Annotated in this window: 22 protein-coding genes; 6 read left to right on the forward strand and 16 right to left on the reverse strand. The window is 61.1% G+C overall.

The features are described 5' to 3' along the window. Positions 1-148 precede the first annotated feature (148 nt). The 6 genes from proC to ACIP6G_RS03390 form a co-directional block, all read right to left on the reverse strand. Positions 149-991 (reverse strand): pyrroline-5-carboxylate reductase, encoded by an 843-nt coding sequence (proC, locus tag ACIP6G_RS03365; protein WP_105656959.1) that lies wholly within the window; start codon positions 989-991, stop codon positions 149-151. A gap of 4 nt (positions 992-995) precedes the next feature. Next, positions 996-1,820: a sugar phosphate isomerase/epimerase gene (locus ACIP6G_RS03370; RefSeq protein ID WP_105656960.1), complete on the reverse strand. Its 825-nt coding sequence runs from the start codon at positions 1,818-1,820 to the stop codon at positions 996-998. Positions 1,821-1,874: 54 nt separating this feature from the next. Further along, a complete protein-coding gene (locus ACIP6G_RS03375; protein WP_105656961.1) occupies positions 1,875-2,894 on the reverse strand; it encodes a Ppx/GppA phosphatase family protein in 1,020 nt (339 codons plus the stop codon). A gap of 32 nt (positions 2,895-2,926) precedes the next feature. Further along, positions 2,927-5,716, reverse strand: coding sequence for a type I DNA topoisomerase (topA, locus tag ACIP6G_RS03380; protein WP_400288639.1), 2,790 nt, complete (start codon positions 5,714-5,716; stop codon positions 2,927-2,929). A gap of 149 nt (positions 5,717-5,865) precedes the next feature. After that, positions 5,866-6,516: a helix-turn-helix transcriptional regulator gene (locus ACIP6G_RS03385; protein WP_105657083.1), complete on the reverse strand. Its 651-nt coding sequence runs from the start codon at positions 6,514-6,516 to the stop codon at positions 5,866-5,868. 23 nt (positions 6,517-6,539) lie between these two features. Further along, complete coding sequence (locus ACIP6G_RS03390) at positions 6,540-7,892, reverse strand: methyltransferase (protein WP_400288641.1); 1,353 nt, start codon at positions 7,890-7,892, stop codon at positions 6,540-6,542. Positions 7,893-8,202: 310 nt separating this feature from the next. On the opposite strand from ACIP6G_RS03390, the gene ACIP6G_RS03395 reads away from it, so the two are divergent. Continuing rightward, positions 8,203-8,781, forward strand: a complete 579-nt coding sequence (locus ACIP6G_RS03395) for a GNAT family N-acetyltransferase (RefSeq protein WP_105656964.1) — start codon at positions 8,203-8,205, stop codon at positions 8,779-8,781. 54 nt (positions 8,782-8,835) lie between these two features. Here ACIP6G_RS03395 and ACIP6G_RS03400 read toward each other — a convergent pair whose 3' ends face one another. Next, on the reverse strand, positions 8,836-9,735 hold the full coding sequence (locus ACIP6G_RS03400; RefSeq protein ID WP_105656965.1) for a rhodanese-related sulfurtransferase: 900 nt from the start codon (positions 9,733-9,735) through the stop codon (positions 8,836-8,838). Positions 9,736-9,900: 165 nt separating this feature from the next. Here ACIP6G_RS03400 and ACIP6G_RS03405 point away from each other — a divergent pair, with 165 nt between their 5' ends. Beyond that, positions 9,901-10,557: a GNAT family N-acetyltransferase gene (locus tag ACIP6G_RS03405; protein ID WP_400288644.1), complete on the forward strand. Its 657-nt coding sequence runs from the start codon at positions 9,901-9,903 to the stop codon at positions 10,555-10,557. A 98-nt stretch (positions 10,558-10,655) separates the two neighbouring features. After that, complete coding sequence (locus ACIP6G_RS03410; RefSeq protein ID WP_365945052.1) at positions 10,656-12,986, forward strand: DEAD/DEAH box helicase; 2,331 nt, start codon at positions 10,656-10,658, stop codon at positions 12,984-12,986. Positions 12,987-13,001: 15 nt separating this feature from the next. On the opposite strand, the gene ACIP6G_RS03415 is transcribed toward ACIP6G_RS03410, so the two are convergent. From ACIP6G_RS03415 to ACIP6G_RS03445, 7 genes are all read right to left on the reverse strand, one after another. After that, positions 13,002-13,397, reverse strand: a complete 396-nt coding sequence (locus ACIP6G_RS03415) for an Rv3654c family TadE-like protein (protein WP_332727160.1) — start codon at positions 13,395-13,397, stop codon at positions 13,002-13,004. After that, the gene (locus tag ACIP6G_RS03420; RefSeq protein WP_105656969.1) at positions 13,394-13,729 is read right to left on the reverse strand and encodes a TadE family type IV pilus minor pilin; all 336 of its coding nucleotides are present in this window, start codon (positions 13,727-13,729) and stop codon (positions 13,394-13,396) included. Before ACIP6G_RS03420 ends, ACIP6G_RS03415 begins: the two co-directional genes overlap by 4 nt. 3 nt (positions 13,730-13,732) lie before the next feature. Continuing rightward, entirely contained in the window at positions 13,733-13,915 is a 183-nt protein-coding gene (locus ACIP6G_RS03425; RefSeq protein ID WP_105656970.1) for a DUF4244 domain-containing protein, read from the reverse strand. A 126-nt stretch (positions 13,916-14,041) separates the two neighbouring features. Then, positions 14,042-14,578 carry a type II secretion system F family protein gene (locus ACIP6G_RS03430; protein WP_332503650.1) on the reverse strand — a complete coding sequence of 179 codons (537 nt, stop codon included), beginning with the start codon at positions 14,576-14,578 and terminating at the stop codon, positions 14,042-14,044. Then, positions 14,575-15,255 (reverse strand): type II secretion system F family protein, encoded by a 681-nt coding sequence (locus ACIP6G_RS03435; RefSeq protein ID WP_365945053.1) that lies wholly within the window; start codon positions 15,253-15,255, stop codon positions 14,575-14,577. Before ACIP6G_RS03435 ends, ACIP6G_RS03430 begins: the two co-directional genes overlap by 4 nt. Before the next feature lie 3 nt (positions 15,256-15,258). Beyond that, entirely contained in the window at positions 15,259-16,500 is a 1,242-nt protein-coding gene (locus ACIP6G_RS03440) for a TadA family conjugal transfer-associated ATPase (RefSeq protein WP_332730737.1), read from the reverse strand. Then, positions 16,497-17,621 (reverse strand): hypothetical protein, encoded by a 1,125-nt coding sequence (locus ACIP6G_RS03445; protein ID WP_365945054.1) that lies wholly within the window; start codon positions 17,619-17,621, stop codon positions 16,497-16,499. The genes ACIP6G_RS03440 and ACIP6G_RS03445 overlap by 4 nt, the downstream gene beginning before the upstream one ends. Before the next feature lie 87 nt (positions 17,622-17,708). On the opposite strand from ACIP6G_RS03445, the gene ACIP6G_RS03450 reads away from it, so the two are divergent. Further along, positions 17,709-19,358, forward strand: coding sequence for a bifunctional 3'-5' exonuclease/DNA polymerase (locus tag ACIP6G_RS03450; RefSeq protein ID WP_365945055.1), 1,650 nt, complete (start codon positions 17,709-17,711; stop codon positions 19,356-19,358). A 6-nt stretch (positions 19,359-19,364) separates the two neighbouring features. On the opposite strand, the gene ACIP6G_RS03455 is transcribed toward ACIP6G_RS03450, so the two are convergent. Both ACIP6G_RS03455 and nth read right to left on the reverse strand, forming a co-directional pair. Further along, positions 19,365-20,042, reverse strand: a complete 678-nt coding sequence (locus ACIP6G_RS03455) for a CoA pyrophosphatase (RefSeq protein ID WP_365945056.1) — start codon at positions 20,040-20,042, stop codon at positions 19,365-19,367. Further along, positions 20,039-20,833, reverse strand: coding sequence for an endonuclease III (gene nth, locus ACIP6G_RS03460; protein WP_105656977.1), 795 nt, complete (start codon positions 20,831-20,833; stop codon positions 20,039-20,041). The genes ACIP6G_RS03455 and nth overlap by 4 nt, the downstream gene beginning before the upstream one ends. A gap of 203 nt (positions 20,834-21,036) precedes the next feature. Here nth and acs point away from each other — a divergent pair, with 203 nt between their 5' ends. Next, entirely contained in the window at positions 21,037-23,013 is a 1,977-nt protein-coding gene (gene acs, locus ACIP6G_RS03465) for an acetate--CoA ligase (protein ID WP_105656978.1), read from the forward strand. Between the two features lie 130 nt (positions 23,014-23,143). Then, the gene (gene aroQ / locus ACIP6G_RS03470; protein ID WP_105656979.1) at positions 23,144-23,596 is read left to right on the forward strand and encodes a type II 3-dehydroquinate dehydratase; all 453 of its coding nucleotides are present in this window, start codon (positions 23,144-23,146) and stop codon (positions 23,594-23,596) included. The last annotated feature ends 3 nt before the right edge of the window (positions 23,597-23,599 follow it).

Here is a 23,599-nt window from a genome sequence, read left to right on the forward strand (position 1 = left end):
GGCCCGCCCCTGCTGTGCCTTCACGTCCGGGGGCCCTGGCCCCCCCCCCGGCGTTCCCCCCCCCCCCCCTCCGCCCCCGCGCTCGGATACCCGGGGGGGGCCCCAAAACATTTGGGGCCCCCCCCACCGCCGTACTGGATGCTCGTTCCTAGCCGAGCTCTTCACTCAGCTGCGCTGCACGGGCGGCTGCCGCTTGCGTGCCCGCAGCAATAATCTTTGGAATTCCCTGCTCATCGAAGGTGGCGATAGCCTGCTCGGTGGTGCCCTTCGGGCTGGTTACTGCCTTGCGCAGGGTCGCGGGATCCGCGTCAGGGTTCGAGAGCATCTTGCCGGCACCGGCCACAGTGGCACGTGCCAGCGCGATTGAAAGCTTTTCATCCAAGCCCATGGCCACACCGGCATTGGCCATGGCCTCAGCCAGGTAGAAAGCATAGGCCGGACCGGACCCGGAAATTGCCGAGAGCGCATTTTGCTGCTCTTCGTCGATGACGTGCACGTCGCCGGATCCGGAGAGCAGATCGGTGACCAACTTGGTCTGCTCGTCGCTCACGCTTGCCGCCGGGCTGATTCCCACCACGCCGGCACCGACCATCAAAGGGGTGTTCGGCATGGAACGGATGACCGGCTGGCCAGCTGGCAGATGAGACTGCATGCTGCTCAGGGTGATAGCGGCGGCTACGGAAACAACGACCTTCTGCGCGTCCAGCGATCCGGAAATCTCCTCGCACAGTTCGGTGATGCCTACCGGCTTCACGCCCAGGAAGATAATGTCTGCGCTGGCGGCAGCCCGGCGGTTGGCTTCGGGATCTTCCTCGCTGACCAAGACGTTGATGCCCAATTCGCGCAGTTCCGCTACGCGGTTATCGCTTCGCACGGTAGCGGTGATGAGCTGCGGGTCATGGCCCGAGGCGATAATGCCACGCAGGATGGCGCCGTTCATGGAGCCGGCGCCGAGGAAGGACAGGGACAGATTCTTTGTTGCTTCACTCATATGGCTATTGTGTCATTGGCTTGGGATCGCTGCCGACTGTTAAGTGCTGGCGGGCAAATTCTAGGGTCTTTCCCAGCCATTCTTCTTTTTGCCCGGTGTTGCGAGCTTTGCGTGTGGAGACCTCGACCGCTACGGTGCCGCTCCAATTGGCATCACGCAGATATTGCAGCGTTTCGGCCACCGGTTGGGTGCCCAGGCCTGGCACAAGGTGCTCGTCTTTGCCGTTATCCAAACCATCGCACAGATGAACGTGCGCCAGTCGCTGGCCCAGGTCCTCAACGGCTTGGCGCGAATCCATATTGGCAATCGCCGCATGGGAGAAATCCCAGGTCACATGCTGGTAGTGCTGCGGGACTGGGTTCCAGTGCGGAAGGTACATTTTCGCTTCACGGCCCCGGGCACGCCATGGGTACATGTTTTCCACGGCGATTTTCATCCCCGTGGTCTCAACCAATCGCTGCACGCCTTCGGCGAATTCTTCGGCGTAGGCGCCCTGCCACCTGAATGGCGGATGGGCGACAACCACATTTGCGCCGACCGCTTGGGCCAGGATGACCGAACGTTCGATCTTGGCCCAAGCAGAGCCCCACACCTGCTGGGTGAGCAGCAGTGTCGGTGCGTGGATGGCCATGATCGGCAGTTGGTACTTGTCCATCAAGGCTTTGAGCGCGGTCGCAGATTGGCTGGCTGCGTTGCCGGTAATCAGCACTTCCAGCCCGTCGTATCCCACGTCCTTGGCCATCGCGAAGGCGTCATGGACGGTCAGCGGATAAACTGACGCGCTAGAGAGGGTGACTGGCACCTTCATTGTGCTCTTCTGGTCTTCCATGCTCTTGCCTCCTGTTACCGGGTCCACTGTGCGGGCACCGCTTAGCCAAGAAGGTTAGCTGCTGGGTTTGGCGAGAAATTTGTACTTCTCGTTATCCAGAGCTACTTCCCCAACTCCAACGCTACTACTGAGCGGTGTCGCAGAGTCAAACATCACGTGATCAAAACGTCGCAGCATCAAGCCTTCACGAATCGCCCAAGGGCAAATCCGCACAGATTTCAGTTTCAAGGCATTCATCGCTTCGTGAGCGACAATCGCCCCGGCAAGCAGTTGCGGGGCGCGAATCTCTGAGACACCGGGCAGTTCTGCCCGTTCAGCCCAGCTCATCGCGGTCAATCGGTTGGTCCACAATTTCAATGCGTCACGATTGAGCACGCGCTTAACATAGGGGCCTTCCGTGCTCGGCGCGGCTCCGGTGATGCGAGCCAGCGAGCGGAAAGTCTTGGAAGTAGCGGTGGCCAAGGTGGGCTTGCCATACTGGCGCAGCTCGGTAGTTGGGTCCGTGAGAACGTCACGCACGTACGTACGCAGTTCCTTGACTTCCTTAATGGACGGCAGGTCGTTAGGAAGCCATTCGCGGGTCAGCCGGCCGGCGCCCAGGGGCACGGAGAAGGCTGTTTGCGGGAACTCGTCAACGCCCAAGGCCAGCTCCAGCGAGCCTCCGCCCATATCCAGGTTCAGGATGGATTCCGAAGACCAGCCAAACCAACGGCGTACGGAGTAGAAGGTCATGCCGGCTTCTTCTTCGCCGGTCAGTTCCATCAAGCTCACGCCTGTCTCGACTTCGACGCGTTCCAGGACGGCAGCACCGTTGGAGGATTCGCGAATCGCTGAAGTGCAGAAAGCCATGAAGTCCTCAACCTGGTGGTTTTCGGCGAACTTGGCGGCTTCCTTGATGAAGGAGATCAGCTCGCGCTGGCCCTCTTCAGTTATGGCGCCATACTCATTGAGGTAGCGCACCAAGGACAAGGGTCGCTTGTGCGAGGCATAGGGAACCGGGCGGGCTCCCGGATATGCATCGACGAGCAACAGGTGAACGGTATTCGAACCGATATCCAATACACCGAGTCTCATGGTGCGCTCCTCGTTAGGCCTGGCAAGAAAGACTAGTCAGTCTTTTTCGCGGTCGTCTTCTTGGCCGTGGCCTTCTTCGCCGGGGTCTTCTTGGCTGCTGGCGTCTTGGCCGGCGCCTTCTTTGCCGTGCGCTTCACCGGTCCGCGGGCACGTTTGTCTGCCAGCAGCTCGATAGCCTGCTCGCGCGTCAGTTCCTCCAGGGAGGTAGTGCGCGGAACGGTGATGTTGGTGACGCCGTCGGTGATGTATGGACCGAAGCGGCCATCCTTGACCACGATGTTCTTCTCGCTGGTCGGGTCCACTCCGAACTCGGCCAATGGCGGTACCGCGGCACGACGGCCACGCTGCTTCGGCTGCGCGTAGATCGCCAGCGCTTCGTCCAAGGTGATCGTGAAGATCTGCTCTTCGCTCTCGATCGAGCGCGAATCGCTGCCCTTCTTCAGGTACGGACCGAAGCGGCCGTTCTGCACGGTGATCTCTTCGCCGTCAGCGTCAGCACCCAGTGCGCGAGGCAGGCTCATCAGCTTCAGGGCATCTTCCAAGGTCACTGATTCGACAGTCATGGACTTGAACAGCGACGCGGTGCGCGGCTTGACCTTGGTTGGCTTCTTCGGCGGCTTCGGCTTGCCATTCTTGTAGTACTCGACCGGCTGGGCCGCCAATTCCTCTTCGGTTGGCTCCGGGATGATCTCGGTGACGTAGGCGCCGTATCGGCCATCCTTGGCTACGATCTGGCGACCGGTTTCCGGATCAATGCCCAAGTGCATTTCGGAGACCTGCGAGTTGGCAAAGAGCTCCTCTGCCTTTTCGGCAGTCAGCTCATCCGGGGCCAGATCCTCAGGCACGTTGGCGCGCTGCGGCTCGGTGCCTTCCTCGGCGCCTTCCGGGATGGCACGTTCCAGGTACGGGCCGAACTTGCCCACACGCAAGGTGATGTCGTCGGTGACCTTGATCGAGTTGATCGCACGGGCGTCGATGTCGCCGAGGTTATCGACCACATGCTTCAAGCCTTCGGATTCGGTCTCCGCGCCCTTGCCGAAGTAGAACAGGTTCAGCCAGTCGGTGCGGGCACGATGGCCCTTGGCGATCTCATCGAGATCATCTTCCAGGCGGGCGGTGAAATCGTAGTCCACGTACTTCGCGAAGTGCTCTTCGAGCAAGCGGATCACCGAGAAGGCGATCCAGCTCGGCACCAGGGCGCCGCCTCGCTTGGTGACATAGCCGCGGTCCATGATCGTGGAGATGGTTGGCGCGTAGGTCGACGGGCGGCCGATCTCGCGCTTTTCCAGCTCGGCCACGATTGAAGCTTCGGTGTAACGAGCCGGCGGGGAGGTTTCGTGGCCCAGAGCGGTCAGTTCATCGCCGGCCAGCTGCTGGCCCACAGCCAGCTGCGGCAGGCGGGCTTCGGCATTCTCTGCTGCGGCTTCCAGGGCCTGTTCGTCCTTGCCCTCCTTATAGGCGGAAAGGAAACCGCGGAAGGTGATTACGGTGCCGGAGGCCGAGAACTCGGCCACGCGCTGATCGCTGGCGGTGCCCTGCAGCTTGATGGTGGCGGTGAAGCCCTTGGCATCGGCCATCTGCGAGGCGACGGTGCGCTTCCAGATCAGCTCGTACAATGCGTACTCGTCCTTGGACAAGGAGGAACGCACGTCCTTCGGGCGGCGGAACATGTCACCGGCCGGGCGGATTGCCTCGTGGGCTTCCTGCGCGGCATCGTTCTTCGCCTTGTAGACGCGCGGCTTGGCTGGAACGGAATCCGCGCCATACAGTTCGATTGCCTGCTTGCGCGCGGCGTTCACTGCCTCGCCCGAGAGGAAGACCGAATCGGTACGCATATAGGTGATGTAGCCGTTTTCATACAGCCGCTGAGCGATCTGCATGGTGATCTTGGAGCTCCAGCGCAGCTTGCGGGATGCTTCCTGCTGCAGCGTGGAGGTGGTGAAAGGGGCGGCCGGACGACGGGTGTACGGCTTGTCCTCGACGGAGGTCACCGCAAAGCCGGTATCCGACAGGTTCGCCACCAGCGACTGGGCCGACTCCTGATCCAGGTGGGCCAGCTTATTGCGGGTGGTCTTCAGCTGGCCGCGGTCATCGAAGTCACGGCCGGAGGCGACACGGGCGCCGTCCACTGCCGAGAGCTTCGCTGCGAAGCCTTCGCCTTCACTGGTGGCGAAGTTGCCCTTCACATCCCAGTATCCGGCGGGGATGAAGGCCATGCGTTCGCGTTCGCGCTCGACGACCAAACGGGTTGCCACGGACTGCACGCGGCCTGCGGACAGCCCGCGAGCCACCTTGCGCCAGAGCACCGGTGAAATTTCGTAACCATAGAGGCGGTCCAGGACACGGCGGGTTTCCTGGGCGTCGACGAGGTCGGTATCGAGCTCGCGCATGTTTTCCAGTGCGCGGGCGATGCCTTCCTTGGTGATTTCGGTAAATGCCAGGCGGCGTACCGGAACCTTTGGCTTCAGGACCTGCAGCAGGTGCCACGCGATGGCTTCGCCTTCGCGGTCCGCATCGGTTGCGAGGTAAAGTTCGTCAGCTTCTTTGAGCTTCGCCTTCAGTTCGGAAACGCGCTTCTTCTTGTCCGGGTAGACCATGTAGTAAGGCTCAAAGTCGTTGTCCAGATCGACAGCGAACTTGCCTACTGAGGTCTTTTTCAGCTCGGTTGGCAGTTCTGAGGGCTGCGGAAGGTCGCGGATATGGCCCACGGAGGCATCCACGTCAAAGCCTTCACCCAAATATTTGGCGATCGACTTCACCTTGGCAGGAGACTCCACGATTACGAGTTTCTTACCAGTCTTTTCCTTGGCCTTGGGGGGCACAGCACTCCTTTAGACAACACGGACCTTGGATACCCATTTCCGGGCCCTGATCAATCCGCCATCGCAGCTTCGTTCTTCATGCCTACTCTATAAGCACATTTCCCGATGATCTTACACCGAAGAATCTGCGCTCCCTGAGCCGGGCATACTTATGATGATGCCTCCCCCATGCTCTGGTATTCGGGAAGCAATGAGATTAAGTAGAACATACGCCGCGAATCAATACTGCGTTCCTCGGCTGTTGCCTGTGCCTCGTATTCGTAGACCAGATCCAGCATTCTGCGGTTGAACTCGCGTTGCTTGGCTTCCGAGAGGAAGACCAAACCGCTAGTCAGCATCGGCGGACGATCCGGGTCCGGAGCGATTCCGGTCTTCGCTTCTGCCTCGCGCCGCTGGACTTCAGCATTGAGCCGGGTGCGGAATGCGTTCAATTGCACGTTCAAGTACGCAGTTTTGGCGTTCGCCGAGTCGATCTGCGTGTTCAGCTCTAGCCGTTCACCAGCCGCTCGCCACCGCCGCTCGCGTGCGTCTCCTTCGCTGGCAGCACGAATCACGTACCCGTACTTCTCCAGGGCCCGGAGGTGATAGCTCATGGCGCTAGGTGTCAGCGCACACAAGGATGCAAGTTCTGTAGCGGTGCGGGTGGTCTGCGAAGCAAAGAGCTCATCCAAGACGATCAGTCGAGCGTCATGGGCCAACGCTCGAATCGCCTGGGGGTCAGTGATCGAGACAACTTGTGGGATTTCCGCCTCATCGCGCGAGGCGGCCCCACCTTGTTCCTCAATTGTGTTCCGTGTCATAGGGAAAAACTTTAGCGCTTGTTTCACATTTTCTGAAGCAGGCCATGTCGCAAGAGTCGCTTCACTGCTTCATAAAGCAGGTACGCGAAGTCTTCTTGCCCTTCTCCAATCAAGGAATCCAACGCGTTGACTAGTTGCGATACCGACAAATCACCATCGCAGGCGGAAACAAATCCTGCCTGTGCGGTATCAAGCAATTCAGTACGGCGCAGCCCTGCCCCCTGCCGCAGCAAGATCACGCCGGGGTGCTCCGCCCCCGGGCGCTGATGGCGCTCCTCAGTAACATCCTCGGCCACCAGCAGGTGCCAATCCTTGAATCCTTCATTGGCGGCGGCCAGCTGGTCGGACATGGCAATGTCCCGCTGCAGGGTCGGGGCGAGCGGCTGTTCCACCTGGTGCGAGATCTGCTCGTAGCGCTGCAGTACCGGATGGCCTGCGGCTGGACGGCGGAAGTACACCAGACCGAAGCCGATGGCACCCACGCCGCGGGACTCGAAGTCATCGAGGTATGCGTTGTAGGCGGAGATGTATGAAGTGCTGTCCTCGGTCTGGGAAGAGTCGCGCAGCCATGTCTCGGCGTAGCCGCTTGGCGTTGTTTGCTCCCGCTCGATCACCCATACGTCCAGCTCGTCGCCGAACCACTGGCGCACGCGGGCATCCCACGGCTGGTTGGATTCATCATCTAGGCGAGGAATCTCCCAGTTTGACAGCATTTGCATGCAGCCACCCGGCGTCAGGAAGCCAGGAGCCTGCTCGATCAAGGTGCTCACCAGCGTATCGCCGGCCATTCCGCCATCACGGTAGGTGAACCGGTCCTTGGCGCGCTCGTTGCTGCTTCGCGGGGTAATCACGAACGGCGGGTTGCTGGCGATCAGGTTGAAAGTGGATCCAGCCACCGGATCGAACAGGCTTCCCTGGAGCAGGGTGACCCGCGATTCGAGGTTATCCGGATCCAGCTCCAGGGCCTGGTAGTTGAGCATCAGGTTGAAGCGGGTGAAGCCCAGGGCTCGGGCCGACAGGTCTGTGGCCGTAACATGCTCCGCGTGCGATAGCAGATGGAACAGCTGGATGCCGCAGCCGGTACCCAAGTCCAGTGCGCGCTCGACCTTTTCGCGGATCGTGATCTGCGCCAGGGTCAGGGACGCCTGTCCAATGCCCAGCACATGGTCGGTGCGCAACACGCCGGGACGCTGGTGGGCACCCAGGTCGTGGGCCACCCACAATTCACCGTCAGCATCGGAGGAATGCAGCGCCAGGGCAATCTTGGCCCGGTAACCGGTAGCCCAGGACTCGATCAGGCCCAGCTTGAGCAATCCGTCGGTCTTCAATGTCGGGAAGGCGGCATTGATGGCCGCGTCTTCCTGGGTCTGGCCCATTTGGAAGAGGCGAACCACACAGGCAAGCGAGCTATCTGGCCTGCTACGATCCAGGTTTCGCAAGGCAGGGTGGAGCTGGTCGCGGGCAAATGCTGCCGCAGCTTCCTCACCAAGCAGCCCCGCAACATTTTCATAGTTGTACCCGACATCAGTGAGGTCTTTGGCTAGCGAGTCGATGAGCAGTTGATTGTAGCTCTGGGGAGCGTCATCAATGGAAGAAAATTCAGCAGCATTCACACCTCCAAGTCTACCGAGTAACTCAACGGGTGATAGCTAGGCCAGGCAAACTACGGCGACCTATGATGTGGGCATGACCCAAGTAACGGTGACCTATCTCCAGCAACTCGACTCCGCTGATGTCATTCGCTCGGCCAAGTCCTTGCCCGAGGACGCCCGGATCGAGCTGGCCAAGGAGATCACCCCGGAATTTTCGCGGTTTCTGTATCAGAGCGTGGGCAGCGAATTGAACTGGTCTGACCGCCTGGGTTCGACCCGAGACCAGTGGGACGAAGTGCTTCGACGCCCGGGCTCAGAAACCTGGGTGCTCTACCAGCACGGTGCTCCCCAGGGGTACGTGGAGCTCGTCACGGAAGTCGCGGACGCCGGCAGTGAAGTCGAGATCTTCTACTTCGGCTTATTTCCCGAAGCTACCGGCCGCGGCCTTGGCGGGGTGCTGCTCAGCGAAGCACTGCAACAGGCCTGGGCCCTGGGTTCACGATGGCCGCAGCTGCCTGAGGTCAGCCGGGTATGGCTGCATACCTGCTCACTGGACGGACCGGCGGCGCTACCGAACTACCAGGCGCGAGGGCTGAGAATCTACCGGACCGAGGTGGAACAGGTCGACGTCAAGGATGCGTCGCGCGGAATGTGGCCGAAGGTGACCGCATAGAAAACGCGGCCTGGACTTATGGAAAGTCCAGGTCGCGGTTGGTGAAAGCTGAAGTTAGGCGTCTACGGTGCTGCAGTCTGGGCACCGGCGCAGTGCTTCGTCCTTTGCGCAGTCCTCGCAGAACAGGCGCAGGTTGCGGCAGGCCGGGTCCGAACAGTTCTCGAACTTGTTGGTTGGACCTTGGCAGCCCACGCATTCACCGATGGTGACAGCGTCTTCGGAGAATTCGGTATGCATGCGCTTATCGAAAACGTAGAGAGAGCCTTCCCATAGGCCTTCATCCCCGTACTTCTCGCCATAGCGGACGATGCCGCCCTGCATCTGGTACACCTCTTGGAATCCGCGTTTGACCATCAAAGCCGAAAGCACTTCGCAGCGAATGCCGCCGGTGCAGTAGGTGACCACCGGCTGGTCCTTCAGGTGGTCGTACTTGCCCGAATCCAGCTCGGCAACGAAATCGCGGGTGGTGTCCACTTCGGGGACAATCGCGTCCTTGAACTTGCCGATCTGCGCTTCGAATGCGTTGCGGCCATCGAAGAAATGGACCTTCTCGCCGGTCTTCTTCTTGTTGTCAACCAGCTCGTGAAGTTCTTCGGGGCGCAAGTGGGTGCCACCGCCGACAACACCGTTCTCGTCAACTTCCAGTTCGCCAGGAGCGCCGAAGGTCACGATCTCGTCGCGAACCTTGACGGAGATACGCGGGAAGTCTTCTGCCGAACCTTCCGACCACTTGATATCCATCTTCTTGAAAGCTGGCAGTTCTCGCGTGGCCTTGACGTAGGCCTTGACTGCGGAGATCTCGCCACCAACGGTGCCGTTGATGCCGTCTTTGGAGATGATGATGCGTCCGCGCAAGCCCCAGCGCTCCAGCAGCGAGCGCTGCCAAAGGCGGATTGCCTCCGGGTCTGGGAGCGGAGTAAAAGCGTAATACAGAACAATACGATGAATGGCCACCCTACAATGTTAGTAGCTTTTGGCCGCGAAACGCCGAGGAAAAGAGCAATGTCACATTGATCTTTCCCGAAAATATCGGGCTCTCGGCCAGTGCAATAGTTCCAAGTAGGCAACGATTAGTTCAATGTCAGCTAATTCCTAGGAAAGACAAGGTAGGGTCAAATTATGGCATCAAACGCAAGCGATGAACTGATTGGCACCTGGGTAGCAGGCTGGGCTGGGGCTCGTGGTTATGAAACCCGCAACGAAGGACGGGTCCACGCTGCGCTGCGCCACGACACCACTGAAGACTGGGAATACGTCATCTATGGTCCCTCCAAAGAGGAACTCGCAGCAGTAGCCGAGACCCTGACGAAGCACCCGAACCGTCGGCTGACGGCTTTCGACGACTCCGCCGAGAATCTGGTTGCCATTGCGGCTGAAGTAGGCCTGCAGGTCACTGCCGATGACGAAGCACTGATGGTCACCGAACTAGCCGTGCACGACGTCGAGGTCCCACTGCCTGCAGACGGCTTCGTCTTCCAGATTGAACGCGATGGCACTCATGCCTACGTGTCGCTGCATCCCGAGGACAACCAGGAAGTCGTTGCGGCATCCGGCCATGTCTCAGCAGTTGGCGGATACGCAATCTTCGACCGCATCATCACCGGCGCCGATTTCCGCCGCCAGGGCCTAGGTACCCTGATCATGCGTGCGCTGGCTTCGCTGGCTCAAGAACACGATGTTGATGAAGGCCTGTTGATCGCTTCGGTCGATGGCCAGCAGCTTTACGCTTCGCTGGGCTGGACTTCGCTGGGCAAGGTTGTCATGTTCAAGGCCTAGGGCCTCCAAGATTACTCTTATCGCCGTGCTTGACGCTTCCGCGTCAAGCACGGCGATAGTCTTTAACTCCAGCAGTTCTCGGTCCGGAAGGCGTCCTCGTGAAGTCAGTGCGTTCTCTCTTAGATCCCTATGACCGGACCAACGATCCCGATGCTGTGGTGCACCGCCGCACCAGGGCTGCCAAAGACGAGATCACCAGCCAATGGCCAGCGTGGCTCAGCGCTGAACTAGTTGGGATATTCCAGGGACTGGGCATCCAGCAGCCTTGGCTGCACCAGGCCCAAGCAGCCAACCTCATCCACGAGGGCCACCACACCATAGTTTCCACCGGTACCGCCTCAGGCAAGTCCATGGCCTACCTGATGCCAAGTCTGGAACAGTTGTACCAGGCGAAGGACAGCGGATTCAACGATGCTGATGCCGGTGCATCGGTGCTTTATATCTGCCCAACCAAAGCACTGGCAGCCGACCAGCTTTCCGCTGTGGAGTCCCTAGGCGTTCCCGGGGTCCGAGCCGCTCCCTACGATGGCGATACCGACCAGGCCACCCGTGCTTGGGTACGCCAGCACGCCAACTTCGTCTTCACCAACCCAGATATGCTGCACCGCGGCATCCTGCCCAACCATCCGGCCTGGTCCAGATTCTTCAAGCGCCTTCGCTACATCATTATCGACGAGGCCCATTCCTACCGTGGGGTCTTTGGCGCACACGTAGCCAACCTGATGCGCCGGTTGCGTCGCATATGCGCCTATTACGGCAGCTGCCCGGTCTTCATCGGTGCGTCCGCGACGAGCTCAGACCCCGAAGCATCCTTCGGGCGTCTCATTGGGGCGCCAGCTCAAGCGGTGACCAACGATTTCTCCGCCAGCGGTGAACTGGTGATGGCCTTGTGGGAACCTCCGATGAGTGATCACCGCGGTGAAAATGGTGCGCCGGTACGGCGTACCGCCATCGCCGAGGGCGCTTCGATCCTCACCGATCTGATGGCTGATCATATTCGAACCATTGTCTTCATCAAGTCCCGCCGCGGTGCTGAAACAATCGCAACGCTCACCCGCAAGCATCTGGAAAAATTTGCACCGGATCTATCCGTCCGGCTTGCAGCGTACCGCTCGGGCTACTTGCCTAATGAACGCCGTGAGGTGGAAAAGCAATTGCGCAGTGGCGAGCTGCTGGGTGTCACCTCAACTTCGGCGCTGGAACTGGGCATCGATATTGCGGGGCTGGACGCGGTAGTGGTGGCTGGGTGGCCAGGCACCCGCGCATCGTTCTTCCAGCAAATCGGCCGTGCCGGACGTTCGGGCCAGGATGCGCTGGCGATCTTTGTCGCAGCTGAAGATCCGTTGGACACCTACCTGGCACATCATCCCGAAGCCATCTTCGATTTGGGTGTCGAAGCGACAGTCTTTGATCCGCAGAATAAGTATGTGCTTAGCGGCCACCTCTGCGCCGCCGCGCAAGAATCTCCCCTGCGCCCGGAGGAGTTGGAAATTTTCGGTCCGCAGACCGAACAGCTTCTGGATTCGCTGGTGCAACGCGGCTACTTGCGCCGGCGCCCGGCTGGATGGTTCTGGACGCATCCGCAACATGCGGCAGGGATGTTCTCCATTCGGGCCGATGGCGGTGGACCAGTGGACATCATCGATGCGGAAACCGGCGCTCTGCTAGGCACGATGGATTCCCCGCAAACGCATTATCAGGCGCATCCCGGGGCCATCTACGTCCATCAGGGTGCCAGCTACCATGTGGAAGAACTTGATGAGCAGAACCACGTGGTAATCGTGGCTCGGGTGAATCCTGATTACTACACCACGGCGCGTGATCTCACCACGGTTGCCATTGATTCCGAGGAACGCAGCCGTAACCACCGAGAACTGACGATTCATTTCGGTGAAGTCACTGTGACCACCCAGGTCGTGTCTTTCCAGCGGAAGTCGGTGGCTTCTAATGAAGTGCTGTCCGAAGAACCGTTGGAGCTTGAAGCCCGGGATCTGAATACCAAGTCCATTTGGTTCACCCTGACCGAGCAGCGATTGCTTCGAGCTGGTTTGGAGGTAGATCAGTTCCCCGGAGCCTTGCATGCTGCCGAGCATGCCATGATCGGGTTGCTGCCGCTGGTTGCTACCAGCGACCGTTGGGATATCGGCGGAGTATCCACTGCGCTGCACATGGATACCGGCCATCCGACAATTTTCGTCTATGACGCGCAGCCTGGCGGTGCTGGATTCGCCGAGCGTGGTTTCGAGCGCTTCACCGATTGGATCCGGGCCACCCGGGATGCCATCGAGGCCTGCGAATGCCAGCACGGCTGCCCAAGCTGCGTGCAGTCCCCCAAGTGCGGTAACCGCAATAATCCATTGGACAAGGCTGGAGCGATCTTGCTGTTGACGGCCGTGCTTGACGACGTGGAGCCAGCGCACCACCGCTAACCGCTTCCGCCATGCTCACCGCCCCGGTGCATCCAGTGGCGGTGCACCCGCTCGTGCCTGGGCTTCGGCCAGATACAGTTCTATGCCCATGGCACGGAATCCGACAGGAACGTTAGTCGTAACGCGCACCGACTGGCCGTCGGGTTCCACCGTGCATGCTGCCAGCAGTGCACCGTTGGATTCGGCCAACAACGCCGCAACTGTGCAGGGGTCCCCGGGGCGCAACCCGCGGGCCGTATCCGCAGCAGCCAGCGCCGACAGATCGGCGGCGCTGGCAGCCTGCATCGCGGCTCGGGTTGCTGCAACCCATGCTAAAACGGCACCGGCAATTAGCAGTGCAACAACCACGAGCGCTGTTGCCATGACCGTTCCGCTACCCTGTTCGCTTCGAAGGCTCCGCCGCTTTTTCATTCGACGGCCACGCTGGCTTGTCCATGGATTTGAAGGCTGCCAACGATTGGAAGGCTCACCGATTTGCTGACGTGAACCTGCCAGTAGCCGTTGGCTGTTGAGAGCGAGAAACGGGCTTGGCTTCCTGCCAGCCTCACGCCGCTGGCGCGAGCGGTTGCATCGTCCTCGCCGCGGGCCAATTCCCTGGCCATGGCCCCGGCTGCCTGCTGAACTTGGATCTGCTGGATCCCGACGACACCCAAGCACAAACCCAAGGACAGCATCATGGCAACCGCGGGTAGCAGCACCGCAAATTCGGCGGTGCTGCTACCCGATTCGTCGCTGAAGCTCATGGCCTACAGCGACAGCGCTTTAGTAATCAGGCCCATCAGCATGCCACGTACGTCGCCGCTCGACAGGATGCTGATCAGCAAGCCGGCAAAAGCCACGGCAGCCAGCGTGACCATAGCAAATTCGGCGGTGGTGGATCCCTGCTCTTCTCGCAGCAGATCCCTGATTTCCCGGAACCGTCGGTTCATTGTGTTGTCCTTTCTAGACTGTCATCCCCGGCGTCGATACCGTGGATGTTGTGCTTCTACCATCGGCGAGCGCCGCGGGCAGCAACATGGGTTTCCTACGAGCTGGGCATAACCTTCGGCCGGGGATTACTGGTAGCTGGGGAATAGCGCGATGATCAGTGGAACCACGCCCAGGGCGATGAAAGCCGGCAGTGCGCAGGCCCCTAGAGGCAGTACGAGCCTGGTACCGAATTGTGCTCCGAGGCGCGCGACTTTCTGTGCATGTTCACGGCGTTGCAGAATCGCGGTATTTCGTAGCAGATTGGCTGCCGGCGCTCCGGTCATGTGGGCAAAGTGCAGTGCTCTCCGCAGCGGGTCGAGCCAGGGCGGAACGGCTTCCCAGGCTTTGTCCCACGCCATGTTCATTTCCAAGCAGCGCGCTACGCTGCGCAGCACCGCGCACTGTTCAATGCTGTGACCGAGCAGATCGAGGATCTCGGTGATGGGCATCCCCGAGTCCAACAGGCTGGCGCTCAGATCCAGGATCAGCTCGACAGGTTTTTCATCTTCCTGCCGTCTTTTCCCAAGGCACTGCGGCGCCTTGCCTTCTCGACTTTTCGAGTTGGGCCGTCCTAATGCCAAAGCGATGGAAAGCGCCCCTAGAAGCAGAATCAGAACGATCATGACAGTGCCTGGCTAGTGGTTGCCTGCATGAGCCGCCGGCACCAGATCCGGTTGGCGATCCACAGCAATGCTCCAATGAGCACGCTGAGTTGCGCCGCCCATGATCGGCCTATTGTGCCCAGAACATCAATGCCCACAAGCAGACCGAATCCAAACCCGACTAGTGGAAGCCATGTCAGCAACTTAGTGGTTGCTTTCGGGCCTGCCATGGCCGCTTCGAATGCTTGCTGGGCTGCTAGGGCGCATTCGAGGTCTTCGGCTAGCCGTTCCAGCACATCGGCAAGGCTGGCACCGCTGCGTTCGGAGAGTTCCAGGCACCAGTGCAGTCGTCGCACCGCTGGACCTTGTCCCTGCTCCGCCGGAAGACCGGGTCCGGGAGCGCTGTTGCTTAGCCGATGCGTTGCTTGGAGGTCCTTGAGCGCTCGGATGATGTTCCCACTGTCGTCCTCGGCCTCCAGCAACGCATCAACTGCGGGATGGAAATCCAATCCGCTTCGGAGCAGCGCCGAGAGTTCACGAATGATGCGGGCATCGGTGCTCAGTACCTGGTCATCGTCCGTGTGGCGTTCCGCCCGGCGATCCCGGAGCCTGCGCAGGGAACCCGCTTTGATTTTGCTTGCCGGGTGCGCGGGGATCCACAGCCACAAGGCCAGCGCGCCAAAGATGAGGATCAGCATTGGTCATTGCTCCTTGGCATGCTCATCGCCTAGCGCCTTGGCAATGGTGCGCGTGAGCGATGGGCCAAATCTGTTCGCCAGGAAGCTGTGCCCGTAGTCGGCCAGCGGTTCGGCGGCGTCCAGGTCTATCAGACGCCGCATGTGCATCTGGCCATCGCTACCGGTGTCCAGGCATCCAAGGGCCACCGGTCCGCGCTGCCCTTGGCTCCCCCTGTTCATGTGAATGACAAGATCCAAGGCGCTGGAGGCCTGCAACGAAGTCGCCTGCACGCTCCATCCGGCGAGCGCACCCAGCGCCGCCAAGCGGGCCGGAACTGACTGCGGGTTGTTGGCGTGCATGGTGCCTGCGGCTCCCTGATGCCCCGTGTTCATGGCTGCCAGAAAATCGCGTATTTCCTCCCCACGGCATTCGCCAACGACCAGGCGGTCAGGGCGCATGCGCAGGGCTTGGACAACCAAATCCTTCAGCTGCACCTGGCCGGCAGATTCGACGTTGGCCGACCGGGTTTGCAAGGACACAACATGCGGGTGCGGTACATGCAGTTCTTGCGAGTCTTCCACGATGACCAGACGGTGCCGCGGATTGGCTTCGGCAAGCATGGCTTGCAGGAGGGTAGTTTTGCCGCTGCCTGTTCCTCCGGTAATCAGGAAGTTCATCTGGCGTTCCACGATGGCTTGAAGCAGCGGTAGCCAGAACCCGTTCGATCCTTCCAGGACGGTGCCCAGTTCGAGCTGGGCACTGCGCTTGACGCGAATCGAGATCAGCGGTCCGGCTGTGGCAATTGGAGGCAGTACAGCGTGGACGCGGTAATTCTTCAAGCTCATGTCCATGAACGGGCTAGCTGAATCGAGCCGTCGGCCCGCAAGGGTTGCAAGATGGACGGCCAGGGTCCGAACCTGCTCTGGGGAAGAAAACCGGAATTCGGTGGGCTGCAGGCCGGCCGGAGAATCCGTCCAGACCATCCCTTGCCCGTCGACCAGGACATCGGTCACCTCGGGCCGCTGTGCGAAAGGCTCGAGGATTGATAATCCTGCCACTTCGTTCTGCAGCGATTCCAGCGATTGTGCGGCACCTTGGGAACCCAGAGCCGCGCCGGAGTCGTGAACGGCTCCTGCCAAGGCAATCGCATCAAGCTGCCCGCCGGTGAGCAATGCGCGTTCACGCACGGATTCAAGGATTTTGGCATCCAGCACAGGCCCGCCCGTTGATGGGTTGGCGTTGTGGCTATGCCGTCCCGGGCTCATGGGTGCTGCTCCTTCATTTGCGGTATCAGGCAGAGGTTGGACAGGTGTTGGCGCAATGCCCGGGATTTGAAACTGTCGAATAATTGGCCGCGCTCGATCGCTTTGCCGATCCGGGGAAAATCGGGGAAGGCACCAAGAATCTGAGGAAAACCCGCAGGGGTGCTGCGTAGTTTCTGTTCCCCGCACAGCACCACTTCCCCAGTGGCTGGCACGGTCAGCGAACTGGCAGTGGCGATATTCCGGTCTATGAATTGGTTCAGTGCCAGCCGTTGCGGATGCGGTGCGCGCCCGGCATCCACTACGACCAGATCGAATCCTTGCCGGGCGGCGGCCAGCAGGCGGATCACCAGCTGGTCCTCCAGCTCATGCGTTCTGCTTGCCTGGGACCAGGTCAAGATTGCGGTATCGCGAAGCTTCGGCAGCGTTTCAGCCAGTTGATGAGCAGCAAGCGCGCCACCGGATTGCCGCAATTCTTCCCATCCAATTCCCGTTGGCGGTTGTGTGCAAACCAGCGGCCAAGCGCCCTGGGAATGCGGATCCAGATCAATCATGGCGCTGCGAAGACCACTTAATGTCCCGGCATGCGCCAGCAACAGGGCCAGGGTCGTTGTTCCCAGCCCGCCTGCTGTGGAATGCAGTGCCAGTGTGTGTCCATGCCCTGCTCTCATGGCCCATAGACCCAGGTACTCGCCGAGCCATTGGCTGGCCGAGGGCAAAACTGCCACCCTTGCTTTGGGAATTCTGCTGGCCAAGCTCCACACGATGGCCTCGCCATCTTCCAGACCGACCAGGACATCCACCGGCCGGCTCGTGTTTTCGGCTAGTGCTGCCATGTCGCTGCCCCACAGCACCGGCCCAGAACCATCGGCGGGCAGCAGCTGCGGGTCGGTGCATTTGTTGATTCTCACCGCCGCGCCGACCGCGATCACTGCGCATCGCTCAATAATCCGTGCATCGTTGCTCACGATGGTGCAGATCGGTTCATCTTCCGCCGTGCGGTCAGCCGCTGCCGGCCTCCTGGTGCTGTTCGGAGGCGCCTGCGCGAAATCCAGTTCAGTCATCACGAATCGTTGGGTGTTCTTCAGCGGTTTAGCCGATGAGGACTCTGATAGCCATTTCATGCATCGAGCGTGGCATCTGCCCAATCATTTGCGTGCCGCTCGCCAACCAACTGGGGATATCGGCCGCTGGCACGGCACAATAGATCCATGAGTGCCATCGCTTTCCTTGCTGCCGATCCTGATGGCTATGCCCTGATCGATCTTCGCGACCAGTATTCTGGCAACTCGCTGCAGCCGGTCGTCTCGGTATCCCGGGATGATTTTGCCGGATTTGTTGCCGAATTCGAAGCACGGCATTCGCCCCGATGGGCCATGCTCCGCACCACCCCGTGGATGCAGCCGCTTGTTTCTGCCGGTGTTCATCTGGCCAAGGCCTATATTCTCTCTTTGGCCCAACGCATCTTGCACCGCTCGCCGCTGAGTGCGGAAAAGCTCGAAGACTTCGATCTTGAACGACCAGTTCAGGCTCACGAAAGGGCCAACCAGGATGCGCTCTTTGCCGCCCCGACCTACGGCGAGTCCCTTTCCGAGCTCGTAGCCATGTACGTTGCCCAGCGCAAAGCGTTGCCGCAGGAGCCCAGCACCCGTCAGCGTCTGGAATTATTGATCCACGCCGAATCGGTAGGTGCGTTGATTGCCTGCGAGATGGAAGCGGCCGGTTTGTCGTGGGATGAAGCCGGACACCGCGCCCTGCTGCGCGAGCAATTGGGCGAACGCGTATCCGACTATGGACGGCCGCCAAAACTAGCGGCCAAGGCCCAGCAATTGGCCAAGGCATTAGGCAGTCCCGGGCTCAACCCGGATTCGCCGCAGGAGCTGTTGCGCGCCCTGCATAAGGCCGGTTTCGCGGTGAGCTCGGTGCGGGCCTGGGAACTGGAGCAGATCAAGCATCCATTGATTTCTGCGGTTCTTGAATACAAGAAACTCTCGCGCCTTGCCAGCACCCATGGTGATGCGTGGTTGGATCAATGGGTGAAAGGCGGCCGCTTCCATCCGCATTATGTGCTGGGAACGGTGACTTCAGGACGCTGGGCCGCTTCTGGTGGCGGGGCGCTCCAATTGCCGCATTCCATCCGGCAGGTCGTGCGCACCCGTCCCGGCTCGACGTTTGTGGTGGCCGACGGGAGGCAACTGGAACCTCGAATCCTGGCAGCTATTTCCAATGACCAGCAATTGCAAAAAGCAGGCCAGCAAGATGACCTGTACCAGTGGCTGCTCGATGCCCAGCTCGTGGCTTCCCGAGATGATGCCAAGCTGGGCATGCTCTCGGTCATCTACGGCGGTGGCGGCGGTGCTTCAGGTGCAGTGGGTGCGGCCCTGACCCGCAGTTTTCCCACCGCCATGCGTTTTGTCGAACAGGCAGCTCTTGCCGGCGAGCAAGGTGAAGGCGTGCGCAGTTTCCTCGGCCGCGGCTGCCCTCCAGCCGATGAGCAGTGGCTGCAGGCGCAGAAAGCTACCAACGATGAAGCATCGCAGCGGGCTGCTGACGGCGCGGCGAGAGCCCGCGGCCGGTTCACCAGGAACTTTGTCGTACAGGCGACCGCCGCGGAGTGGGCTTTGGTGTGGATGGGCCACGCACGGCACCTGATCCATCAGGCCGGGTGGAGCCGGACCTGCCGCCAGGTGTTCTTTGTCCATGACGAAATTGTCTTTGAATGCCCCACCGAATTGGCTGGGCAACTGCAGGAGCTCATCCGGCATGCGGCCATGCTCGCCGGGCGTTCCCTGTTCGGCAAGGCCTCGCCGCGCTTCCCGGTCAGTGTTGCGATCTCCGGGAACTACGCGGATGCGAAGTAGCCAGTTTCAGGCCATGCGCAGTTCACGGCGGTTGTTCCACGGCTGGGTCCAACCCAGCTCGTTGAACAGCCTGTCCAGCACGATCGCGGTGAAGCCCCAGATGATCCGGTCTTCAAAATCGAAGGCCGGGGACTTGAACTTCTGATTGCCGCGCTGCACCACGCCGGTCAGGCGATTCCTTGGCTCCAGCAGGTGCGCCACCGGGGCGCGGAATACGCCGGCGCTTTCGGCCGGGTCAGCCGGATAAACCTTGGATTCGGTATGCCACCAGCCAATCACCGGGGTGACCAGGAAGTTGGAAACCGGCAATTCAGTTTCCCCCAAGGTGCCCAGGACCTCGATCCCGGAGGTGTCCACGCCAGTTTCCTCCCACGCCTCGCGCAAGGCGGCGTCGGCAACGCTCGAATCCTCCTGGTCGATGCCGCCTCCGGGGAAAGCGATCTGGCCCGCGTGCTTGCGCAGGGTCGCGGCGCGCTGCACGAACAGCACGTCCAGATCGCCGGCCCGGGAATGCGGTTCCAGGGCCGCCTCGCCGGCAGCACCGAACAGGATCAGCACCGCGGCACGGCGCGCAGCACCGAGCTCGATATCGCTCATCACCCATTCGCTGGGCAGTTTCTGCGTTGCCCCGACCTGTGCCGTGTGGCGGGCAATTACTTTTTCCAATTCCAAGCGCGCGCTCATGCGTCCAATCCGTATCCTTCAGCCCTCAGCTCGCGGCGGGTTGCGCCGGCGATCATTTTCGCCAGCAATTCTTCCCGCCCTGGTGCGAGCTCATACTTGAGCAACGCTGTGGCCTTGGCAGGTATTTCCTCGCCGATGCCGAACGAGGGGCAAAGCTTGGCGATGGCGCAGGCCCCGCAGGCAGGTTTGCGCGAGTGGCAGACGCGGCGGCCATGGAATACCACGCGGTGGCTGAGCATCGTCCAGTCGCGTTTTTCGAACAGTTCCCCCACCGCGTGCTCGACCTTGACCGGATCGGTTTCATCGGTCCACCCAAAGCGGTTGGCCAGGCGCCCGAAGTGGGTGTCCACGGTGATTCCGGGAACACCGAAGGCATTTCCCAGCACGACGTTGGCGGTTTTGCGTCCCACCCCGGGAAGCTTCACCAGCTCTTCGAGCTTGGCTGGCACTTCTCCGTCAAAGCGTTCAACCAAGGCGGCGGATAGCCCGAGCAGGGAGTCCGTCTTGGCGCGGAAGAAACCGGTGGGGCGGATCAGCTGCTCAAGCTCGCCCCGTTCGGCTTGGCTCATTGCGTGGGCGTCCGGGAAACGGGCGAAGAGCGCTGGAGTGATGGCATTGACCCGCACGTCGGTGGTCTGCGCGGAGAGCACGGTGGCTACCAGCAGTTCGAAGGGGTTCTCGAAGTCCAGTTCGGGCACCGCGTAGGGGTAGGCCTTCGCCAGTTCCCGGTTGATCTTGCGTGCCCGGCGCTTCAGCCCCAGCTCGGTTTCGTTGTCCAATTTCTTCGCCACGCTTTAGATCGTGTCATGAGGGCGTGAAGTTTTCACCCTTGGACACCATCTTGGCGTGCTGTTCATCGCGTGCAGCTAACCGCTCGGCGCACAAATTACCCCATTTCCCCTTTCCCGGTGACACAAAGCACACCGGCCCTGCTGGAGGATGTAACTTTGATCACAGGGAAATATTTGTGACTACGCGGAAGGACGCGAACACAGTGAGTGATTCGAAAACCTTGGATAACCTGTCGACCGAAACCCGTTCCTTTGCCCCGAGCAAGGACTTCAGCGATCAGGCCATCGCAACGCAGGCCCGCTACGACGCAGCCAAGGCAGACCGCTTGGGCTATTGGGCGGACCAGGCACGCCAGGTACTGACCTGGGACACCGATTTCACTGAAACCCTGGACTGGTCGCAGGCACCGGTGGCCAAGTGGTTCGTCGGCGGCAAGCTCAACGCGGCCTACAACGCGCTGGACCGCCATGTGGAAAACGGACTGGGCGACCGCGTCGCCATCTACTTCGAAGGCGAGCCGGGCGATACCCGCACCTACACCTACGCGCAGCTGACCGAAGAGGTCAAGAAGGCCGCCAACGCTTTCGAATCCCTGGGTGTGGCCAAGGGCGACCGCGTGGCCGTCTACCTGCCAATGATCCCGGAAGCCGTCATCACCATGCTGGCCTGCGCCCGTATCGGCGCCATCCACTCGGTGGTCTTCGGCGGCTTCTCCGCCGACGCGCTGCGCAGCCGCATCGATGATGCGGACGCCAAGCTCGTGGTCACCGCCGATGGCACCTGGCGCCGCGGCAAGCCGTCCTCGCTGAAGCCGGCAGTCGATGCGGCGCTGGAAGCACCGGGCCACACCGTGGAAAACGTGCTGGTGGTCAAGCGCAACGGCGAGCCCACCGAATTCGGCGCACTGGACAAGTGGTGGGATGACGTCGTCGGCACCGCCGCCACCGAGCACACTGCGGTAGCCCACGACTCCGAGCACCCGTTGTTCGTGCTGTATACCTCGGGCACCACTGGCAAGCCCAAGGGCATTGTGCACACCACCGGCGGCTTCTTGGCCCAGGGCGCCGTAACCCACCGCGACACCTTCGATTTGCACCCGGAAACCGACGTGTACTGGTGCACCGCGGACATCGGCTGGGTGACCGGCCATTCCTACGTCACCTACGCGCCGCTGGTCAACGGCGCCACCCAGGTGATCTACGAAGGCACCCCGGATACCCCGCACCAGGGCCGCTGGTGGGAACTGGTGGAAAAGTACGGCGTCACCATCCTGTACACCGCGCCCACCGCAATCCGCACCTTCATGAAGTGGGGCCGCGAGATCCCCGATGGCTACGACCTGTCCTCGCTGCGCGTGCTGGGTTCGGTGGGCGAACCGATCAACCCGGAAGCATGGATGTGGTACCGCGATGCCATCGGCACCAACAACGGCAAGAACGGCGAGCGCAAGGAACACCCGGCCCCGATCGTGGACACCTGGTGGCAGACCGAAACCGGCGCGCACATGATCGCTCCGCTGCCGGGCGTCACCGCAACCAAGCCGGGTTCGGCCCAGGTGGCCGTGCCGGGCATCGCCATTGACGTGGTGGATGAAGCCGGCGAATCCGTGGCCGATGGCGAGGGCGGCTTCCTGGTCATCCGCGAGCCGTGGCCAGCGATGCTGCGCGGCATCTGGGGCGACATGGAACGCTACAAGGACACCTACTGGTCGCGGTTCGAGAACATGTACTTCGCTGGCGACGGCGCGAAGAAGGACGCCGATGGCGATATCTGGCTGCTGGGCCGCGTGGATGACGTGATGAACGTCTCCGGGCACCGCCTGTCCACCACCGAGATCGAGTCCTCGCTGGTCGCCCACCCGTACGTGGCAGAGGCCGCCGTGGTGGGAGCGAAGGACGAGACCACCGGCGAGGCCGTGGTGGCCTTCGTGATCCTGCAGACCGAGCCGGCGGAAGGCGAGGATGTGGTGGCGACCCTGCGCAACCACGTGGGCAAGGACATCGGCCCGATCGCCAAGCCGAAGCATGTGCTGGTGGTTCCGGAACTGCCTAAGACCCGCTCGGGCAAGATCATGCGCCGCCTGCTCAAGGACGTGGCCGAGGGCCGCGAGGTCGGCGATGCCACCACGCTGTCCGATTCAACGGTGATGAGCCAGATCGCGCAGTCCATGGGCAAATAGCCTCAGCACGCCCCAGTGCAGCAAGCCGCCCTTCGTCCACACCGCTGGTGTGGACGAACGGCGGCTTCTTGTATTACGGGGCCAAAGGATTCGGGCGGGAATTTCCCGGTTGTGTAATAGATTTGAGTTCATGACTGAGAACGCATCGAACACCATCTTGCTGCTCAACGGCCCCAACCTGAATCTGCTGGGCACCCGGGAGCCGGAAATCTATGGCCACGACACCCTGGCCGATGTTGAGCAGCTGGCCCGGGAAACCGCTGCGGCCCTCGGCTTCGAATTGCGCGCCTTGCAGTCCAACCATGAGGGTGTGCTCATCGACGCGATTCACGAGGCCCGCACTACCGCAGCCGGCATCATCATGAACCCCGGCGCATTCACCCATACCTCTGTGGCTATTGCCGATGCCATCAGCGGCGTGCAGTTGCCAGCCATCGAGGTGCACATCTCGAACGTGCACAAGCGTGAAGCGTTCCGCCACCATTCCTTCATCTCGCCGGTAGCCAGCTCGATCATCATCGGTGCGGGCGTGCACGGCTACAAGCTGGCGGTTCAGCAGCTCGCGCATTTGCTGGGCAAATAGCCG

Source organism: Glutamicibacter sp. NPDC088483 (assembly GCF_044753145.1).
Taxonomy (GTDB): Bacteria; Actinomycetota; Actinomycetes; order Actinomycetales; family Micrococcaceae; genus Glutamicibacter.

What these genes read in the sequence shown, in the direction of transcription:
- ACIP6G_RS03445 (WP_365945054.1), bottom strand. Translation starts at nt 17,621, where the DNA reads ATGAAATGGCTATCAGAGTCCTCATCGGCTAAACCGCTGAAGAACACC.
- proC (WP_105656959.1), bottom strand. Translation starts at nt 991, where the DNA reads ATGAGTGAAGCAACAAAGAATCTGTCCCTGTCCTTCCTCGGCGCCGGC.
- ACIP6G_RS03395 (WP_105656964.1), top strand. Translation starts at nt 8,203, where the DNA reads ATGACCCAAGTAACGGTGACCTATCTCCAGCAACTCGACTCCGCTGAT.
- ACIP6G_RS03375 (WP_105656961.1), bottom strand. Translation starts at nt 2,894, where the DNA reads ATGAGACTCGGTGTATTGGATATCGGTTCGAATACCGTTCACCTGTTG.
- ACIP6G_RS03405 (WP_400288644.1), top strand. Translation starts at nt 9,901, where the DNA reads ATGGCATCAAACGCAAGCGATGAACTGATTGGCACCTGGGTAGCAGGC.
- ACIP6G_RS03420 (WP_105656969.1), bottom strand. Translation starts at nt 13,729, where the DNA reads ATGAGCTTCAGCGACGAATCGGGTAGCAGCACCGCCGAATTTGCGGTG.
- ACIP6G_RS03455 (WP_365945056.1), bottom strand. Translation starts at nt 20,042, where the DNA reads ATGAGCGCGCGCTTGGAATTGGAAAAAGTAATTGCCCGCCACACGGCA.
- ACIP6G_RS03425 (WP_105656970.1), bottom strand. Translation starts at nt 13,915, where the DNA reads ATGAACCGACGGTTCCGGGAAATCAGGGATCTGCTGCGAGAAGAGCAG.
- ACIP6G_RS03440 (WP_332730737.1), bottom strand. Translation starts at nt 16,500, where the DNA reads ATGAGCCCGGGACGGCATAGCCACAACGCCAACCCATCAACGGGCGGG.
- ACIP6G_RS03390 (WP_400288641.1), bottom strand. Translation starts at nt 7,892, where the DNA reads ATGGGCCAGACCCAGGAAGACGCGGCCATCAATGCCGCCTTCCCGACA.
- ACIP6G_RS03430 (WP_332503650.1), bottom strand. Translation starts at nt 14,578, where the DNA reads ATGATCGTTCTGATTCTGCTTCTAGGGGCGCTTTCCATCGCTTTGGCA.
- ACIP6G_RS03435 (WP_365945053.1), bottom strand. Translation starts at nt 15,255, where the DNA reads ATGCTGATCCTCATCTTTGGCGCGCTGGCCTTGTGGCTGTGGATCCCC.
- ACIP6G_RS03385 (WP_105657083.1), bottom strand. Translation starts at nt 6,516, where the DNA reads ATGACACGGAACACAATTGAGGAACAAGGTGGGGCCGCCTCGCGCGAT.
- ACIP6G_RS03370 (WP_105656960.1), bottom strand. Translation starts at nt 1,820, where the DNA reads ATGGAAGACCAGAAGAGCACAATGAAGGTGCCAGTCACCCTCTCTAGC.
- ACIP6G_RS03450 (WP_365945055.1), top strand. Translation starts at nt 17,709, where the DNA reads ATGAGTGCCATCGCTTTCCTTGCTGCCGATCCTGATGGCTATGCCCTG.
- ACIP6G_RS03415 (WP_332727160.1), bottom strand. Translation starts at nt 13,397, where the DNA reads ATGAAAAAGCGGCGGAGCCTTCGAAGCGAACAGGGTAGCGGAACGGTC.
- aroQ (WP_105656979.1), top strand. Translation starts at nt 23,144, where the DNA reads ATGACTGAGAACGCATCGAACACCATCTTGCTGCTCAACGGCCCCAAC.